Below are 18,206 nucleotides of genomic sequence, written 5' to 3'. Positions count from 1 at the left end.
ATAATTCGTTTTTCAGGGTTTTCTTAAACAAGGTTGTCTTGGTAAAATAGAGAAGCGGGCCATCCGGCATCCGCTTCTTTTTTATTTTAAAAACAATGAGGTGTCTGAGTGAAAAAGAAACAATCGTCTGCGAAATTTGCGGTGATACTGACGTTAATCGTTGTCGTTTTATTTGCGGCCATCGTAATTATTAACAACCAAACGGAAAAAGCGGGCGAAACAGTCGCCGAACAGCCTTCCATTAAAGGACAGCCCGTGCTCGGCAAAGACAGCGCGCCTGTTACGGTAGTTGAATTCGGAGATTACAAATGTCCGTCATGCAAAGTATTTAACAGCGATATCTTTCCGAAAATCAAAAAAGATTTTATCGATAAAGGCGACGTGAAATTTTCATTTGTGAACGTCATGTACCACGGAAGCGGCTCGCGTCTGGCGGCTCTTGCTTCAGAAGAGGTGTGGAAAGAAGACCCGGCATCATTCTGGGCTTTCCATGAAAAGCTGTTTGAACAGCAGCCGTCAAGCGAACAGGAATGGGTCACGCCTGCATTGCTTGAAAAAACGGTCAAAAGCACCGCGAAAAAGGTTGATCCTGACAAGCTGAAGGAAAACCTTGATAAAGAGACATTTGCAAAAGAGCTGAAAGCTGACACTGACCTGAATGATAAATTAAACATTACGGCGACACCGACGATTTACGTTAATAACAAAGTGATTAAAAAATTCTCTGATTATGAGGAGATTTCAAAAACGATTAAGAAAGAGCTGAAAAATGAAAAATAGAATCGTATTTTTATATGCTTCTTGGGTGATAGCTCTTGCTGCCATGCTCGGCAGCCTATATTTCAGCGAGATCAGAAAATTCATACCGTGCGAGCTGTGCTGGTATCAAAGAATTCTCATGTACCCGCTTGTCCTGATTTTAGGAATCGCCACCTTTCAGGGTGACACGCGCGTGAAAAAATATGTGCTGCCGATGGCCGTCATCGGCGCGTTTATATCGATCATGCATTACCTTGAGCAGAAGGTGCCCGGTTTCAGCGGCATCAAGCCGTGTGTCTACGGCGTGCCTTGCTCATCTGAATATATTAACTGGTTCGGTTTCATTACCATTCCTTTCTTGGCATTGACGGCATTTATTCTCATTATTATCTGCATGTGTTTTGTCAAAACGGAACGCACGGCAAAATAAAGAGCCTGCTCCATGGGAGCGGCTCTTTTTCTATTATTTGTACCAAGCTTTGTTTGTCTCAATCTGTCTGTTATGGGAGCTGTCCCAAATATCCACGGAATAGGCATAATCATAATTCATGACGCAGCGGATGCCGCTGCCTTGGGCGTCATGCTGAAGTCCGAAGTTATGGGAAAACTCGTGCTGTGCCGCTTTCGCCGTGTTGGCCGTTCCTTGATCAAGGTTCACGCTGAAAGCAGGGCCGCTCGGTTTGCCGTTATATACATACGCGATACCGCCGGCGTCAAAACTTGATTTTGCGGTAAAACCGACGACAAAATGATAATTTTGATTTCTGAAGCTGCCTTGGAGATTCGATAAAATCTGAGAACTGTTTGAGCCGGAGGAATTCCAAGCCTGCACGGCCTGTACGACGAAATCAATGTTGTGATCACGGTTAAAAGCGACATCCGCCTGCTCCACGATCTGGACGATTCGCGTTTGCCAGTCGCTGTATTTGGCGCGGTATTCAGCGTCCGCCACCGCCAGCACTCTGACCTTCTGGCTGCCCGTACTGGCTTTAGTTGAGGCTTTATCCTGACTGACATTGGCATTAAATCGTTTCGTGCCGACCTGCTTGCCGTTTTCATCCAGAATTTTTGTGTCAACCGTCTGTTCAACTTGGACCGGGCCCTTCAGATCTTTAAAATGATCGGCTTTCGGAAGCGGGTCCGTATACACCGTTTTCGCCGGCTCCGCATGAGTGTGCGAATGTGTATGGCTTTCGGCTGACGGCAGGCCGGGAATTAATCCGGCGGCCAATAAAACAGGAAAAACAAGTGAACTGATTTTCATCTCATAACCCCCTTTTTGTTAGAGAAAGTATTCAATGAAACTTCTAATAAACCTTCCATTAAAGTATAAAATAGGAAAATGCTCTCGCTCTCAGCCGTTGCGGGTGAGGTTGTCCCGGATTAGGAATCAGAATCTTTCAAAAATAAGGTTGATTTTAAGAGAAAGCGATTATAAAATCTAATGGTCGTCAGAAAATTTAACAAATAAAAAGGAGCATATGGAATGGCCTGGGAGCTGCTTAGTGTAATCGGCATCATTGCGTTTGCGGTCAGCGGAGCGATTGTTGCGATGGAAGAGGAGTATGATATTTTAGGCGTGTATATTTTGGGGATTGTAACGGCGTTCGGCGGAGGAGCCATCCGAAATCTGCTGATCGGTGTTCCGGTCTCCGCCTTGTGGGAGCAAGGCGCGTTTTTTCAAATCGCTCTCGCATCAGTTACGATTGTCTTTTTGTTTCCGAAGCTGCTGTTAAGGCATTGGAGTAAATGGGGCAACCTATCCGATGCCATCGGGCTTTCGGCGTTTGCCATCCAAGGCGCTTTATATGCCGTGAAAATGGGCCATCCGCTCAGTGCGGTGATTGCGGCAGCGGTCCTGACCGGCAGCGGGGGCGGCATCATACGGGATCTTCTTGCCGGACGAAAGCCGCTTGTGCTGAAAGCGGAAATTTACGCGGTCTGGGCCGCGCTCGGAGGGTTAATCGTGGGCCTCGGCTGGGCCGGGGATGCCGCCGGTTTGTATGTGCTGTTTCTTGTGCTTGTGGCATGCCGCATCTGCAGTTATGTGTTCAGGTGGCGCCTGCCGAATCGTTCCTATCATATAGATCAGTAAAAAAACCGATTTCACAAAAGAAATCGGTTTTTTTTCATAACGGCTTCTGATAAAAAAAGACGCCCGATATGATAAGAAAAAGGGTATTTGACCATAATGCTGAATAATATGTTGCATATATGTTTGTATGATGAAAGCCGGATTTGTCAGCTTGATGTCGGAGGTGCCGCTGATGGCAAAACGTGATAAAGAGTGGAAAGAAGAGCAGGAAAGAATCAATTTTGTTATGAAGGAACTGGAACAGAAACAAACTCATCTTGAAGCCTCATCGGGCGGATTGAAGCAGGATATTGTGGGCTTGAGAAAAACGTTTTGGGATGATGTCACCGTGAATATGGATGATGCCCACGAAGCGGCTGAGACATTTTCAAGCATTAAACAGCAGGCAGAAATGCTTTCAGAACGTGAACGGACGCATCGGCTTCAATATCGGCAGCTTCAAAAAATCCAAAAGCTGAAAACCTCTCCTTACTTCGGCCGTGTCGATTTTACGGAAAAAGGGGAGTCCTCTTCCGAGCGGATTTATATCGGGCTGACTTCTTTGATGGATGAAAACAACGAGCAATTTCTCATTTATGATTGGCGCGCGCCCATCTCATCTCTTTACTATCAATATTCCCCGGGAAAAGCCCGTTATGAAGTTCCGGAAGAAACGATAGAGGGAGACATCACACTGAAGCGGCAGTTTATCATTAAAAACGGGACGCTTAAAGCGATGTTTAACACGGATATGACGATTGGTGACGAAATGCTGCAAGAGGTGCTGAGCGGCCATTCCGGACAGCATATGAAAAACATCGTGTCAACCATCCAAAAAGAACAGAACGAAATCATCCGGGATGAAAAAAGCAAATATCTCATTGTTCAGGGAGCCGCCGGAAGCGGGAAAACATCCGCGGCGCTTCAGCGGGCCGCTTACTTGCTGTACCGCGGGCGCGGGGTGCTTGATGCCCGTCAGATTGTATTGTTTTCCCCGAACATTTTGTTCAACAGTTATGTTTCCGCCGTATTGCCGGAATTGGGAGAAGAGAATATGGAGCAGGCCACCTTTCAAGAATATATCATCCGCCGGCTCGGACGAAAGTTTGATTGTGAAAGCCCGTACGAGCAGCTTGAATATTGCCTGACTGAACAAAACCAGGATGCACTTTCCGTAAGGCTCGCAGCCATTGCTTACAAAGCGTCATCAGCTTTCCAGGCCATGATTGACCGCTATGCCGGCTCGCTTTCCGGCTCGGGCCTGATGTGTAAACAGATCAGCTTCCGGGGAGACATCCTGATTTCAAAAGAGCGGATTGAAGACTATTTTTATTCACTTGATCAGCAGCTGCCGATTCCGAACAGAGCTGAACTGACGGCGGAATGGCTTCTCGCGGAAATCAGCGCTCTCGAAAAAAAGGAGCGTAAGAAGGAATGGGTCTTGCAGGAGAGCGAGCTGCTTGATAAGGAAGACTATGCTGAGGTTTATCAAACACTCAAGAAGCAGGCGGCAGATGATGAACCTGTATTTGACGACCATCAGCGCGAACAGCGGCTGCTTGGCGCCATTATTGTCGGCAAAGCCTTTAAACCGATTAAGCAGGCCGTCAGACGGCTCGGCTTTCTCGATATAAAACGGATGTATCTCCGGCTGTTTTCAGACTGGGGAGCTGATGAAAAGCCCGATCATTGGGAGAGCATCGGCGCTTTGACCAGAAACGCATTTGCAGAACGGTCACTTCCGTATGAAGATGCCGCTCCTTATTTGTATTTGCAGGATTTGTTAGAAGGAAAAAGAAAAAACACACAAATGAAGCACGTCTTCATTGATGAAGCGCAGGATTATTCCCCATTTCAGCTCACGTATATTCAAAGCATCTTCCCAGCGGCAAAGATGACGGTGCTCGGTGATGTCAGCCAGTCGATTTATGCCCACACCATTACGGGCCCTTCTTCCCTCGCCGGCTGCTTTCGCAATGGTGCAGAAAAGTATGTCAGCCTGAAACGGACCTACAGATCGACGCGGCAGATTGTTGAATTTACGAAAGCGCTGCTGGCTGACGGCGATGACATTGAGCCTTTTAACCGGAACGGGGAAAAACCGCGTGTTTTGCGGACGGATACAGAAAATGCGCGGCGGGAACAATTGGCGGATACAATCCGGGAGCTCAGACAAAAAGGCTGGGAGACGGTCGCCGTCATCTGCAAAACGGCCGCGGAAGCCAAAAAAGTGTTTCAGGCGGTCAGCGACGGGAGCGGTGTCCGCTTGATCAATAAAGAAAACCAGCCTTTTCAAAAAGGGGTATGCGTCATTCCCGTGTATTTGGCAAAAGGCATTGAGTTTGACGCCGTCATTGCCGCTGACGCCTCTGCTGCCCAGTACAAAAGCGAACATGACCGTAAGTTGTTATATACGGCCTGTACGCGGGCGATGCATCATCTGACCGTATTGTCTCCGGGAGAACCCTCTCCTTTTATAAAAGAAGTGCCCGCCGGCTTATTCGTGTAAGCCCTTTGCCAAGTGCAAAGGGCTTTTTATCATTAGTAATCTTAATCATTGTCATCATGATTATATATTTTACTTACATACAAACTTTCGGTAAAGTTTCAATTAGAATATTATTTTGACAATTCCTATAGAAATAACGTACGTTACGTTTAATTCCTTGTGAGGTGGATATCGTTGCAACTTCAGGTCATGAACAGTCCGTTTAATCAGGAGCAGGCAGAGCTCCTTAACCGCCTTCTGCCGACCTTGACAGAATCACAGAAAATCTGGCTGAGCGGTTATTTGGCTGCGGCCCGGTCCGAATCCGGTGAAACAGCCGCACCCGCTGCCCCGGCTCCAGCAGAAAGCCCGGCAGTCTCAAGAGAAGTGACCGTATTATACGGATCGCAAACGGGAAATGCGGAAGGTCTTGCGAAACAGACGGTAAAGACGCTTGAGGAACGGGGATTCCAGGTCACCGTCGCGTCGATGAACGATTTTAAGCCAAATAATCTGAAAAAAGTAAACAATTTACTGATCGTGGTGAGCACGCACGGAGAAGGCGATCCGCCGGATAACGCGCTGGCCTTTCATGAATTTCTTCACGGCAGACGCGCGCCGAAGCTTGAAGCGCTCCGTTACTCCGTTTTGGCGCTCGGGGACAGCTCGTATGAATTTTTCTGCCAGACCGGCAAAGAGTTTGACGAGCGTCTTCAAGAGCTCGGCGGCACCCAGCTTGCGCCGCGGGTTGATTGCGATCTTGATTATGATGAGCCGTTTGCGGAATGGCTTGACGCGGTCATCGGCGGTTTGAACGAAGGAGCGGGAAATCAAACAGCCGAAGCGCCTGCCGAGACGCCGGCTCTCGGTGAATCCGTTTATTCCAGAACGAATCCGTTTCGGGCGGAGGTTCTTGAGAACATCAATCTGAACGGACGCGGTTCGAATAAAGAAACACGCCATCTCGAGCTTTCGCTTGAAGGATCGGGCCTCGCGTATCAGCCCGGAGACAGCCTCGGCATCTATCCGGAAAATGATCCGGCGCTCGTTGATGAGCTGATCAATGAGCTGAAATGGGACCCAAAACAGGAAGTGGCGGTGAATAAACAAGGAGAGCGCCTCCCGCTGAAAGACGCGCTTACTTCTCATTTTGAAATAACCGTCTTAACAAAACCGTTCCTGCAAAAGGCCGCACAGTTTACGGCTGACCAAAAGCTGAGTGAACTTCTGGCCGAAGGAAACGAAGAGCAGGTGAAAGCGTACATCAACGGCCGTGATCTGCTTGATCTCGTCCGGGATTTCGGTCCGTGGGAAGCTTCCGCGGAAGACTTTCTTTCCATCCTGCGTAAAATGCCGGCCCGGCTCTATTCGATCGCAAGCAGTTTAGAAGCGAATCCGGAAGAGGTGCATCTGACAATCGGAGCGGTCAGATATGACGCGCACGGCAGAGAACGAAAAGGCGTCTGCAGCATTCTTTGTGCGGAAAGACTCCAGCCGGGAGATACGCTTCCGATTTACATTCAGCACAACCAAAACTTCAAGCTGCCGGAAAATCCGGATACACCGGTCATTATGGTCGGGCCGGGGACAGGCATCGCGCCGTTCCGTTCCTTTATGCAGGAGCGTGAAGAAACCGGAGCTGAGGGGAAAACATGGCTGTTTTTCGGGGATCAGCACTTTGTCACTGATTTTCTGTACCAGACGGAATGGCAAAAATGGCTGCAAAACGGTGTTCTCACAAAAATGGACGTCGCTTTTTCCCGGGATTCAGAAGAAAAGGTATATGTGCAGCACCGCATGAAAGAACAAAGCAAAGAGCTGTATGAATGGCTGCAGCAGGGAGCCGCCGTATATATCTGCGGTGATGAACAGCATATGGCGCATGACGTGCACCAGGCGCTTCTCGATATCATTCAGGAAGAAGGCGGCATGAGCCGTGAAAAAGCGGAAAGCTTCCTGGCAGACATGCAGCAGAAAAAACGCTATCAGCGTGACGTATATTGATTTTGGTTTGAAAGGAGCTTATTCAGCATGGTGAACAACATTTTAAAAGCGCCGGAAGGCCCTCCAAGTGATGTTGAGGAAATTAAAGAAAAAAGCGATTATTTGCGCGGCACATTGAAAGAAGTCATGCTCGACCGGATTTCAGCCGGCATCCCGGACGAAGACAACCGGCTGATGAAGCATCACGGAAGCTACTTGCAGGATGACCGCGATCTCCGTAATGAACGTCAAAAACAAAAGCTTGAACCGGCTTATCAGTTCATGCTGCGCGTCCGGATGCCAGGCGGCGTTTCAACTCCGGAACAATGGCTTGTCATGGATGAACTGGCGCAAAAATACGGAAACAATACATTGAAGCTGACAACGCGTGAAACGTTCCAAATGCACGGAATTTTAAAATGGAACATGAAAAAAACGATTCAGAAAATCAATGCGGCGCTGCTTGATACCATTGCGGCCTGCGGAGATGTCAACCGAAACGTCATGTGCGCTTCAAATCCGCACCAGTCTGAAATTCATGCGGAAGTATACGAATGGTCGAAGAAATTGAGCGATGACCTTCTTCCGCGCACGAGAGCCTATCATGAAATCTGGCTTGATGAGGAACGTGTGGCGGGCACTCCTGACACGGAAACGGAACCGATGTACGGGCCGCTGTACCTGCCGCGGAAATTCAAAATCGGAATCGCCGTGCCTCCGTCCAATGATATCGATGTCTTTTCTCAAGATCTCGGCTTCATTGCCATCGTGGAGGAAGGCCGACTTATCGGATTCAACGTGGCAATCGGCGGCGGTATGGGTATGACGCACGGCGATACGGCCACTTATCCGCAGCTTTCAAAAGTCATCGGCTTCTGCAAACCGGAGCAGCTGTATGATGTAGCGGAAAAAACCATTACGATTCAGCGCGATTACGGAAACCGTTCCGTCAGAAAGAATGCCAGATTCAAGTACACCGTTGACCGTCTCGGGCTGGAAAACGTAAAAGCCGAGCTGGAAAACCGCCTCGGCTGGCAGCTGGATGAAGCGAAACCTTATCATTTTGACCATAACGGCGACCGTTACGGATGGGTGAAGGGTGTAAAAGGGAAATGGCACTTTACAATGTTTATCGAAGGCGGCCGCGTCACGGACTATGAGAATTACAAGCTGATGACGGGATTGCGTGAAATCGCCAAAGTCCATACGGGAGATTTCCGTCTCACTTCTAATCAAAACCTGATTATCGGCAATGTCTCGAGCCAGAAAAAGAAACAAATCAGCGCATTAATCGAACAATACGGTCTGACAGACGGCCGGCAGCATTCCGCCCTCCGCCGCAGTTCAATGGCTTGCGTCGCGCTTCCGACATGCGGGCTCGCCATGGCCGAAGCCGAGCGGTATCTGCCGAAATTGATTGATAAAATTGAAGCCATTGTTGACGAAAACGGGCTGCGGGATGAAGAAATCACCATCCGTATGACCGGGTGCCCGAATGGCTGCGCCCGCCATGCGCTTGGCGAAATCGGATTTATCGGAAAGGCGCCCGGAAAATATAATATGTATTTAGGAGCGGCGTTTGACGGCAGCCGTTTGAGCAAAATGTACCGGGAAAATATCGGTGAAGAGGAAATTCTGAGTGAGCTTCGCACCATTCTCCCGCGCTACGCGAAAGAGCGTGAGGAAGGCGAACACTTCGGGGATTTCGTCATCCGCGCCGGCATCATTAAAGCGACGACAGACGGCACGAATTTTCACGAATAAGATGAGCACTTAAAACCAAGGATAGAGACACACTGACGGTGCGTTCTCTATCCTTTACTAAGCAGCATAAGCGCTGCACCGCGTCATGAAACAGATGACGCAGCTTGCGAAAAAGCCTGTTTTCAGAGAAAACAGGCTTTTTCTTTTTCCGGAAAAAATGTAGCTGAAGGCAAAAAAAGTTCGCCGTGAGCACGTTATGAGAAATTTTAAATAAAAACGGGTAAAATAAAAGAAGAATGGTTGCGTGCGGAAAATATATTGAATCTGCCCGATCATCGGCTCCGGCCTTTGGCAAAGGCAGAGAACAGGCAATAATGATATGATGCAGCAGATGAAGGAGGTCATGCTTTGGACATATTTTTAGTCGTACTCGTACTTTTAACCATCATCGCGATCTCAAATATCGTAAATCGGTTTGTCCCCTTTATCCCGGTGCCTCTGATTCAGGTGGCGCTCGGTATCATTGCGGCGTCATTTCCGCAGGGGCTTCATTTTGAACTGAATACTGAATTGTTTTTTGTTTTGTTTATCGCTCCGCTGCTTTTTAACGATGGAAAACGGACGCCGCGTGCGGAACTTTGGAATTTAAGAGCGCCGATTCTGCTGCTTGCGCTCGGGCTCGTGTTTGCCACGGTGATTGTCGGCGGTTACACGATTCATTGGATGATTCCGAGCATCCCGCTGGCTGCCGCGTTCGGGCTGGCGGCGATACTGTCACCGACTGACGTTGTCGCGGTCAGCGCGCTGTCAGGGCGTGTAAAGATGCCAAAAGGCATTCTGCGTCTCCTTGAAGGAGAAGGACTGATGAATGACGCATCCGGCCTGGTCGCTTTTAAATTTGCGATTGCGGCTGCCGTGACGGGCGCATTTTCGCTGGCGCAGGCCGCCTTCAGTTTCGTTCTGATTTCAGCCGGAGGTTTACTCAGCGGTGTCGTCATTTCTTTTTTGATTATCCGTTTCCGGCTGTTTTTGCGCCGCCTCGGCATGCAGGATGTCACGATGCATATGCTGATTCAAATTCTGACGCCGTTCGTCATCTATCTCGCGGCTGAAGAAATCGGCGTTTCCGGCATTTTAGCTGTTGTGGCCGGCGGCATCACGCATGCGGTGGAGCAGGACCGTCTTGAATCAACGATGGTCAAACTGCAAATCGTCTCTTCAAGTACGTGGAATATTATTTTGTTCATTCTGAACGGTCTTGTTTTCGTTATTTTAGGTGCGCAAATACCGGATGTGGTTTCCGTCATCTTTAATGATACCGCGTTTAACAATATGATGGTCATCGGGTACATTATCGTCATTACGCTGACGTTAATGATTCTCAGGTTTTTGTGGGTGCTGTTTTTTTGGAACGGCAAGTGGTTTTTTAACAAGGATCAGAGTATTTATAAACCCGGCCTGCGCTCGACCCTGCTGATTTCGGTTTCAGGCGTCAGGGGAGCGGTTACGCTTGCGGGTTCCTTTTCCATTCCTTACGTGCTCTCTGACGGCTCGCCGTTTCCTGAACGGAATTTGATTCTCTTTTTAGCCGCGGGCGTTATTATGTGCACATTGGTGCTGGCGACAATCGTACTGCCGATTTTGACAGATAAGCCGGAAGACAATGTGAAAGAGAAGAAAGTCAAATTGCTGACAGCGAGACGGAAGCTGATAAAAGCTGCCTTAACCGCCATTAAAGAAAATATGAATGAGACAAACAAAACGGCTTCTTTTGCGGTCATTGCCGAATACAATGAGAAAATGAAAAATCTCAGGTTTCAGCAGTTCACCGTCAAAAACCGCACGAAAAAAGATGAGCGGAAAGTCCGCGCCCAAGGGATACAGGCTGAACAGGAAGAATTGCTGCGGCTGATTGAGCGGGGCGACATACCGGAAGAAACGGCTGACAGCCTTCAGGAACGGTTTGATGAACTGGAAGTGCTGTATACGAATCCGTTTAAAGTCGGCTTATCTAAGAAAAAGCTGAAACGCCTGATGTACTGGATCTTTTTCGGTGAACAAAAAAAGCCGGAAATGTCGATTTTAAATGAAGAAGGCCTCATCCGCACCACGAGGGTTAAAACGGCAAAAGCGGCCATTGAAAGCCTGAAAAAACACATGACTGAAGAAAATAAAGATGTGACGCTTGCCGTCATTTCCTTTTACAATCACTTGATTTTCAGGCTGGGGCACTCGTATCACGAACAGAGTCCGAGCCGCCGTTTTGAAAATCAAAAACTCGAAATCAAACTGCGGGCCGTGCAGGCCATCCGCAACGAAATCCAAACATTATTCGAAGAGCGGGAAATTTCCCGCGATATGTCACATGAGCTTCGCCAATACATCAATGATGTGGAAGCGGCCATGCTTGACGGAGGTGAATAAAAAAAGTCCGGCATCTGTTCGCCGGACTTTTTTTGATTACGGACGATGGAATTCGACGTGATCGCCGTCGCGGTCAAACCAGCCTCTGAAGGCCCAGTTGATCCAGCCGCCATCACCTTTATTGGTGAAGCTTCCGTCTTCAAACACCCAAATGCCGTACGTGATGCCGTCATAAACGGCGGAACCGTAAAACTGAACGCCGTTAAAATGATCTTCATATTCCTGGCTTAAATTAAACACCATGACGTTATATTTTTGTCCGGAAGCATAGAATGAAGATTCCATTAAGTTTTTGACGAAGCCGTCACGGTTTTGCGCCGACTTAATCGCGTCAGCAATCGAATTGCCGATGCCGAGCAGGTCAACGTCAATGTTTAATCCGACATCTTTTGCTGAGACATCTGATGATTGCTGTGCCATGTTTTGAGGGACCGGGGTTTCTTTTGCGGATACAAAGGACAGAGGAGTCAGAGACAAAGCGGCGCCAAGGGCAACGGTCATCGGGATACGCATACGTTTCATATGATTTCCTCCTTCAATTGTGTGGTGGCTACAGTAGCGATTTACCCGGACAGTTACCCGGTTAACCGTAATTTTTGAAAAATAGGAAAATAATAACGGCAGTGGTGCTTGGGCACTAAAGATGGTTTTTGTGATAACGATGAGCGTATAATTGGTTTCTTACGGCGGAAATGTGAGATAATAATAACCGTTTACATAATGACTAGAAAGGATGGTTCAACGTGGCAAAAAGCTTAAAAGATACTGTAAAGCTTCATAATGGCGTTGAAATGCCGTGGTTCGGCCTTGGCGTCTTCAAGGTGGAAAACGGAAGCGTAGCGGCGGACTCCGTCGAAGCGGCAATCAGAAACGGCTACCGCAGCATTGATACGGCGGCTATTTATAAAAATGAAGAGGGTGTCGGCGAAGGCATCAGAGCTGCGGGCGTTGCCAGAGAAGAGCTGTTCATCACGTCAAAAGTGTGGAATGAAGATCAAGGATACGAAACGACACTTGACGCGTTTGAGAAAAGCCTTGAGCGCCTCGGCCTCGATTACCTCGACCTTTACCTGATTCACTGGCCGGGCAAGGATAAATATAAAGACACATGGCGCGCTCTTGAAAAGCTGTACAAAGACGGCAAAATCCGCGCCATCGGCGTCAGCAACTTCCAAGTGCATCATTTAGAAGAGCTGCTGAAAGATGCTGAAATCAAGCCGATGGTCAACCAGATTGAATTCCACCCGCGCCTGACTCAAAAAGAAGTAAGAGATTTCTGCAAAGCGCAGGGCATTCAAGTGGAAGCATGGTCTCCATTGATGCAGGGACAGCTCCTCGATAACGAAGTGCTGTCACAAATTGCGGAAAAACATAACAAATCGGTTGCTCAAGTGATTTTGCGCTGGGATCTTCAAAACGAAGTCGTTACCATTCCGAAATCGATTAAAGAGCACCGCATTATAGAAAATGCCGATATTTTTGATTTCGAACTGTCACAGGAAGAAATGGAAAAGATCAGCGCATTGAACAAAGACGAGCGTGTCGGCCCGAATCCGGACGAGCTTCTGTTCTAAGAAAAAACAGCCCTTTACGGGGCTGTTTTTCTTTACATAAATGTCTGTGTCTGACGTTTTACGCTGAACCTGTATGCGGCTATTAATAACAGGGCGGCGGCAAAGGCTCCCAAAATGATGATGTTCAGCATCAGGCTTTGGAGCGTGCGGCCGTGCTGCAATTGATCGACCGTATCGAGCACCCAGCGCTGAGGCAGAAATTCGGCGATTGTCTGCACCGTTTTCGGCATAATATTGCTCGGAAAGAAGCAGCCGGCGAGCAAGCATGTCGGCACGACGATCAAATTCAAAAGCGCCGATGTTGAAGCGCTGCTGTTGGAAAAACCGACGGCAATAAAGGCGATTCCGATCGCGCTTAATGCAAACAGCATCATCAGGACGAACAGCTGCCACAGCGGGAATGACGGATGAATATGAAAAGCGGCGCCCATAAAGAGAACGGCGAATAGAATTTGGACGGCCATGATAATGATATTCACCGCCGCGTTTGCCAGTACATACTGCTTTGATGTGATCGGCGTTGACAGAAGCCTGTAGTACGTCCTGTTTTCCCGCTCTTTAATCATCAGTTCCGTCAGGTTGCCGGCGGAATAGAGCATAATGATAATGAGATACCCGATGACTGAGTAAGTCATTTCTTTATGGTTCGATGTATCTTGTAAAACAGCGGACTTCGTTTGAATCGGAGAATGCTTGAAAGCGGCGTACATCGCCTGAAAGGCTTTCGCGTCTCCGCCGGAAGATTTGCCGATTGAGGCGGCGCTGTTCATATAATTGTACAAATAAGAGCTGACATATCCGGTGACCTGGGCGCCTTTCAGCGAGGTCATGCCGATGTGAGCCGGTTTCCCGTCTTTTACGCTTTGGGAGAAGCCTTTTTCAAACGTAATGAGCGCCTCCATTTTTCCTGAAGCGATCTTGGATGTGGCGGACGCAGCCGTTTCCTCCGAAATCTTCACATGATCCAGTCCTTTTAAAAACGTGACCGTATCCTGTGCCACTTCTCCGCCGTCTTGATTGAGAATGCCGATATTGAGTGTTTCGGCTCCGCCGTTGGCATTGGTCATGAAGGAGAGGAAGACGCCGATCAGCGGAGCCCCGATATAAAGAATGAGCTGTTTTTTGCTTTTTGTAATCCCTTTGAGAGTGTGTGCAAACAGCCACCAGAAGTTTTTCATATTACAATCCCTCCCGTCTTTGAAACGTAAATGCGGCGATCAGCAAAAAGAGTGCCGCCAATGCTGTATTTAAACCGAGTGCAGGCCATGCCGCTGATACATCATTTGCGTAAATGATGTTGTTAATCGCCTTATTGATCCATGATAAGGGCGACAGGACAGAAATTCCTCCGCCTTCATATTTGTAATAGGCGCCGCCGATAATGGACATCACCTGAACGATGATGACGGTGATTAATCTGGCGCTTTCGGGTTTTCTGGTCAAATAGCTCAGGCTGAGCCCGAAGCTGACGGCCAAAAGAATTTCAGAAACGAGAATCAAAAGCACAAGGCCCATGTGGCTGCCCCAATTCGCTTTTAAGATAAATTTGCTGAAGGCGATAACGGCAAGAATCGTCAGAACATTCACAGCCAAAATGCCGAGCATCTTTCCGAGAAAGATATCGCTTTTCCGGAGCGGAGCGGCGATCAGGCGATCCGCGGTGTGCCGTATTCTTTCCCCGCGGAATAAGGTGCTTGCAAAAATCGAGGCGTACAGCCCGATCATCGTTGTCATGGATATCGCGTAAAAATCTTTCGCTTTCGGTTCTTTCGCTTTGTGTAAAGACGTCTGCTTCATATAATCGCTTTTGATTTGTCCGGCCGAAGGCGCCTTATGCGCCTTGTAAGCGGCGGCGCCTGCTTTGTATTGATTGGTAAAAGCGGTCAGCATGCCTTGGACGATCGTGCCGTTTATGCCGCTCCGGTCATTTGTATAGACTTGAAAACCGGTGTTTTTTACAGTGACGAAAGCATCCGCCTGATTTTCTCGAACCTCGTTTTTGCCTTTTGCCTCCGTGTCCGCTTTTTGAAAATAAACATGCTCTTTTTTGGCGGCTTTCATAAACTCAGTAAAATAATGAGAAAGAGGGCCGTTTGACTGGTCCGTATATACGACCTTGATGTTTCCGACCGTCACCTCTGAATCAAAGGCGTTTGATAATGCCGCAGTAAAAATCAGCATGAAGACGATCGGAAAAGCAAGCATGAAAATAAAAGTCCGTCTGTCGCGGAAACTGATTTTGATTTCTTTCACGGCGATGTGCAGAATATTCATTTGCAATCCTCCTTTCAATGGGGTCAGTCGCGCAGGCTTCTGCCTGTCAGCGTGAGAAATACCGTTTCTAAGTCAGGGGCCTGTTCCTGCAAGGAGCGGATTTCAATGCCTTTGTCCATGAAGTACCGGATCAGGCGGTTTAAATTGTTGACCCCTGTGTCAGAGCTGATTTTCACGCTGTTTTCTTCCAGTGCGGCTGCTCTGACGCCGGGCAGCTCCTGAATATCGGCGAGGCTGATGCCGTTTCCGGATGACAGCTCAATCACGACGTCCTTCGTGTCGGTAATGATGGAGGTCAGCTGTTCTTTTGTGCCTTCTGCGATGACTTTTCCGTGGTCGATGATGGCGATGCGCGTGCATATTTCTTCCACTTCCTCCATGTAGTGGCTCGTGTAGATGATCGTGCAGCCCATTTCATTCAGCTTTTTCACTGATTGCAGAATATAATTTCTTGATTGCGGGTCAATACCGACCGTCGGTTCATCCATGATGATCAGTTTCGGCCGGTGGGCAAGGGCGCACGCGATATTGAGCCTGCGCTTCATTCCGCCGGAAAAATGCTTCGGCAAATATTTGTGTTTATCGCTCAAGCCCACGAATGTCAGGGCTTCCTCGACCCGTTCTCTCAGAGCCGCCCCTCTCAGGCCGTACAGCCCGGCGAAGAACTTCACATTTTCATAGGCGTTTAATTCTTCGTAAATCGCGAGGTCCTGAGGGACGATGCCGATATTCATTTTCGTTGCTTTGCTATATTTGAAAATATCTTTTCCGAGAAACAGAATGTCTCCGCCTGAAGGTTTTAAAAGACCTGAGATCATATTGATCGTCGTGCTTTTTCCGGCTCCGTTTGCGCCGAGAAACCCGAAAATCTCACCTTCTTTTACGGCAAGCGACATCTGGTCAACGGCGGCATAATCACCGAATTTCTTACTCAGCTGTTTGAGCTCCAAAATGTTCATGTTTCCACCTCTATGTCTTGTGATGCTCTTATTATAAAAAAAAGAATGAACGGCCGTTAGTGCAGCTGTTCATTCCTTTGACATGAGAATCTTCATATTTTTCACATGAAAATATTCACTTATTCAACCGGAAGCAATGTCGTGACGGAAAAACCGGCCGTGCCGTCAAAAATAACGGTTCCGTGCAAGACGGCCGCCCGTTCTTCCATACCGAGCATGCCGAGGCCTTTTTTAAAGCGGACGGCGCCGTTTCCGTTATCTTTGACTTCCGCTTTCACAGCTTTGTTCAGCACATGGATATCAATGAAAATCTGCGTGGCATCGGCGTATTTCATTGCATTGGTCAAGGCTTCGGTTACGTTTTCCTGAATGACTCTCCAATGCATTTGTGTCAGCCTGTCCAAATCGCCTTGATGCGTAAACGGAACCGGTATCCCGTTTTTGGCCGAAAATTCATCAATAAACGTTCTTAATCTGTGAATGCCCATTTGTTCAGCGGGCGGTTTCATATTTTTCAGCGTTATGCGGATATCCTCTATGCCTTCTTTGGAAATGGTAATGGCGTTTTGGAGCAGTTCAGCCGCTTTGTCCGGATGGGAGCCGAGCATCCGCTTCGCCGCTTCCATCTGGATGAGCGCGCCTGTCATGGAATGGCCGATTTTGTCATGGATGGCTTGGGACAATCTGTTTCTTTCTTCGAGTTTGCCGGTATACTCCGATTGTTTGATATATTCTGTGCTGCTGTGCAGCTGTTTCGTCAGTTTTTCAATGCTTGAGCGCATGCTGTCTGACTGCTCTTCATATTTTTTCAGCCGATTGCTGGACCGGGCGGCCAAAACGAATATCGCCAAGCAGAACAAGGTCATGACGATATAAGTCGGAAGGTCGCCGTACGGGATAAATAAAAACGGCAAAAACACGAGCAGGCAGAACACATAGCGGTGAACCGGATATTCGGCAAGAACGGCAAAAATGGCGGGCGGCAAAAGAAATAGAAACGCCGGATGGCCTAAGGCGGAAAGCCAAGCAGTCAATGCAAGCGAAAGCAGGGTGATCCCGCGCCTCCAAGCGGGCGGCCTGATCATGCAGACCGCAATGCCCAAAGACAGATAAAGCAGCAGAAACAAGACGGCGTACGGCGTGTAAGGGCGGTCTGCCGATACGAACAAAAAAGCCGTATAAAAAATGGCGATCAGTCTGCTCATCAGCATCCAAAAATCCATACCGTTCAACGCCCGTTATCCACCTTCCCGGTGATATAAAAAATGGCGATCTGCGTTCTGTGCTCAAGCCCTGTTTTCCCTAAAATAGATGAAATATAATTGGCCGTCGTCCCTTCAGAAATGAAAAGCTGTTTTGAAATTTCCCTGTTCGACAGTCCTTTCGCAATAAGCGACATGATGCTGAGCTCTCTTTCAGTAAACTGGCTTTCATCAATCTGATGCGCGGCTTCGGCCGGCCGGAAAAGGCTGTCTTTTATTTTATCCAGCACGGTGTCCTGAAGAATGCTGTGCCCGTTGAAGACGCTTTTGATCGCATCGCGTATCCGTTCCGGTTCGGTATTTTTTAATAAATATCCTTTCGCGCCGTTTTTAATCGCTTCTAAAATATACTCATCGTCGTCAAATGTCGTCAGGATCATCGGCTTCGTATCCGTTTCCTCCACGATCCGTTTTGCGGCTTCGACGCCGTTCATCACCGGCATGCGGACGTCCAACAAGGCGATATCGACGGGATTGTGTTTACAATACTCTGCCGCCTCCAGGCCGTTTTCCAACGTTGCCGATACAGTAAATTCCTCATATGTATGCAAAATGATTTTCATTCCTTCTCTGATGAAAGAATTATCATCCGCGATAATGACATTAATCTTCATGGCCGCACCCTTTGTGTGTTTTTTGTTTCATTATATACCATCCGATTTTAAATCAAAAAGCCTCCCGGCGAAAGGTGCGCGGAAGGCGGAT

General features: G+C 48.2%; 15 protein-coding genes. 8 read left to right on the top strand and 7 right to left on the bottom strand.

Annotated elements, in window-relative coordinates:
* Positions 1-108: 108 nt before the first annotated feature.
* Both J6600_RS15680 and J6600_RS15675 read left to right on the top strand, forming a co-directional pair.
* On the top strand, positions 109-780 hold the full coding sequence (locus J6600_RS15680) for a disulfide bond formation protein BdbD (protein ID WP_032869683.1): 672 nt from the start codon (positions 109-111) through the stop codon (positions 778-780).
* A complete protein-coding gene (locus J6600_RS15675; protein WP_007410015.1) occupies positions 770-1,189 on the top strand; it encodes a disulfide oxidoreductase in 420 nt (139 codons plus the stop codon). Before J6600_RS15680 ends, J6600_RS15675 begins: the two co-directional genes overlap by 11 nt.
* 33 nt (positions 1,190-1,222) lie before the next feature.
* Here the strand turns inward: J6600_RS15675 and J6600_RS15670 are convergent, their stop codons facing one another.
* Complete coding sequence (locus J6600_RS15670; protein WP_015418210.1) at positions 1,223-2,023, bottom strand: zinc-dependent metalloprotease; 801 nt, start codon at positions 2,021-2,023, stop codon at positions 1,223-1,225.
* Positions 2,024-2,245: 222 nt separating this feature from the next.
* On the opposite strand from J6600_RS15670, the gene J6600_RS15665 reads away from it, so the two are divergent.
* The 5 genes from J6600_RS15665 to J6600_RS15645 all read left to right on the top strand — a co-directional run bounded on the left by J6600_RS15665 (position 2,246) and on the right by J6600_RS15645 (position 11,432).
* Complete coding sequence (locus J6600_RS15665) at positions 2,246-2,854, top strand: trimeric intracellular cation channel family protein (RefSeq protein WP_007410017.1); 609 nt, start codon at positions 2,246-2,248, stop codon at positions 2,852-2,854.
* Between the two features lie 172 nt (positions 2,855-3,026).
* The gene (gene helD / locus J6600_RS15660) at positions 3,027-5,342 is read left to right on the top strand and encodes an RNA polymerase recycling motor HelD (protein WP_025649284.1); all 2,316 of its coding nucleotides are present in this window, start codon (positions 3,027-3,029) and stop codon (positions 5,340-5,342) included.
* A gap of 174 nt (positions 5,343-5,516) precedes the next feature.
* The gene (locus J6600_RS15655) at positions 5,517-7,325 is read left to right on the top strand and encodes an assimilatory sulfite reductase (NADPH) flavoprotein subunit (RefSeq protein ID WP_154817944.1); all 1,809 of its coding nucleotides are present in this window, start codon (positions 5,517-5,519) and stop codon (positions 7,323-7,325) included.
* A gap of 27 nt (positions 7,326-7,352) precedes the next feature.
* A complete protein-coding gene (gene cysI, locus J6600_RS15650; protein ID WP_014418875.1) occupies positions 7,353-9,068 on the top strand; it encodes an assimilatory sulfite reductase (NADPH) hemoprotein subunit in 1,716 nt (571 codons plus the stop codon).
* A gap of 348 nt (positions 9,069-9,416) precedes the next feature.
* A complete protein-coding gene (locus J6600_RS15645; RefSeq protein ID WP_007613743.1) occupies positions 9,417-11,432 on the top strand; it encodes a Na+/H+ antiporter in 2,016 nt (671 codons plus the stop codon).
* A 36-nt stretch (positions 11,433-11,468) separates the two neighbouring features.
* On the opposite strand, the gene J6600_RS15640 is transcribed toward J6600_RS15645, so the two are convergent.
* On the bottom strand, positions 11,469-11,954 hold the full coding sequence (locus J6600_RS15640) for a hypothetical protein (RefSeq protein ID WP_025649280.1): 486 nt from the start codon (positions 11,952-11,954) through the stop codon (positions 11,469-11,471).
* Positions 11,955-12,175: 221 nt separating this feature from the next.
* On the opposite strand from J6600_RS15640, the gene J6600_RS15635 reads away from it, so the two are divergent.
* Complete coding sequence (locus tag J6600_RS15635; RefSeq protein WP_007410023.1) at positions 12,176-13,006, top strand: aldo/keto reductase; 831 nt, start codon at positions 12,176-12,178, stop codon at positions 13,004-13,006.
* Positions 13,007-13,038: 32 nt separating this feature from the next.
* Here the strand turns inward: J6600_RS15635 and J6600_RS15630 are convergent, their stop codons facing one another.
* From J6600_RS15630 to J6600_RS15610, 5 genes are all read right to left on the bottom strand, one after another.
* Entirely contained in the window at positions 13,039-14,184 is a 1,146-nt protein-coding gene (locus J6600_RS15630) for an ABC transporter permease (RefSeq protein ID WP_209387582.1), read from the bottom strand.
* 1 nt (position 14,185) lies between these two features.
* Entirely contained in the window at positions 14,186-15,280 is a 1,095-nt protein-coding gene (locus J6600_RS15625; protein ID WP_209387581.1) for an ABC transporter permease, read from the bottom strand.
* Positions 15,281-15,303: 23 nt separating this feature from the next.
* The gene (locus J6600_RS15620; RefSeq protein WP_061862562.1) at positions 15,304-16,239 is read right to left on the bottom strand and encodes an ABC transporter ATP-binding protein; all 936 of its coding nucleotides are present in this window, start codon (positions 16,237-16,239) and stop codon (positions 15,304-15,306) included.
* A 119-nt stretch (positions 16,240-16,358) separates the two neighbouring features.
* Positions 16,359-17,462 carry a sensor histidine kinase gene (locus tag J6600_RS15615; RefSeq protein WP_209388361.1) on the bottom strand — a complete coding sequence of 368 codons (1,104 nt, stop codon included), beginning with the start codon at positions 17,460-17,462 and terminating at the stop codon, positions 16,359-16,361.
* A 5-nt stretch (positions 17,463-17,467) separates the two neighbouring features.
* On the bottom strand, positions 17,468-18,115 hold the full coding sequence (locus tag J6600_RS15610) for a response regulator transcription factor (RefSeq protein WP_022553783.1): 648 nt from the start codon (positions 18,113-18,115) through the stop codon (positions 17,468-17,470).
* Positions 18,116-18,206: the final 91 nt, after the last annotated feature.

Origin of the sequence: Bacillus sp. LJBV19, from assembly GCF_017797845.1 — a bacterium.
In the GTDB taxonomy this organism is placed as follows: Bacteria; Bacillota; Bacilli; order Bacillales; family Bacillaceae; genus Bacillus; species Bacillus velezensis.
Note: the sequence above shows the minus strand (reverse complement) of the source record. Positions and strands in the feature narration are given on the sequence as shown.

Coding starts and splice junctions, on each gene's coding strand:
- J6600_RS15675 (WP_007410015.1), top strand. CDS start 770: ATGAAAAATAGAATCGTATTTTTATATGCTTCTTGGGTGATAGCTCTT.
- J6600_RS15670 (WP_015418210.1), bottom strand. CDS start 2,023: ATGAAAATCAGTTCACTTGTTTTTCCTGTTTTATTGGCCGCCGGATTA.
- J6600_RS15665 (WP_007410017.1), top strand. CDS start 2,246: ATGGCCTGGGAGCTGCTTAGTGTAATCGGCATCATTGCGTTTGCGGTC.
- helD (WP_025649284.1), top strand. CDS start 3,027: ATGGCAAAACGTGATAAAGAGTGGAAAGAAGAGCAGGAAAGAATCAAT.
- cysI (WP_014418875.1), top strand. CDS start 7,353: ATGGTGAACAACATTTTAAAAGCGCCGGAAGGCCCTCCAAGTGATGTT.
- J6600_RS15640 (WP_025649280.1), bottom strand. CDS start 11,954: ATGAAACGTATGCGTATCCCGATGACCGTTGCCCTTGGCGCCGCTTTG.
- J6600_RS15630 (WP_209387582.1), bottom strand. CDS start 14,184: ATGAAAAACTTCTGGTGGCTGTTTGCACACACTCTCAAAGGGATTACA.
- J6600_RS15625 (WP_209387581.1), bottom strand. CDS start 15,280: ATGAATATTCTGCACATCGCCGTGAAAGAAATCAAAATCAGTTTCCGC.
- J6600_RS15620 (WP_061862562.1), bottom strand. CDS start 16,239: ATGAACATTTTGGAGCTCAAACAGCTGAGTAAGAAATTCGGTGATTAT.
- J6600_RS15615 (WP_209388361.1), bottom strand. CDS start 17,462: ATGGATTTTTGGATGCTGATGAGCAGACTGATCGCCATTTTTTATACG.
- J6600_RS15610 (WP_022553783.1), bottom strand. CDS start 18,115: ATGAAGATTAATGTCATTATCGCGGATGATAATTCTTTCATCAGAGAA.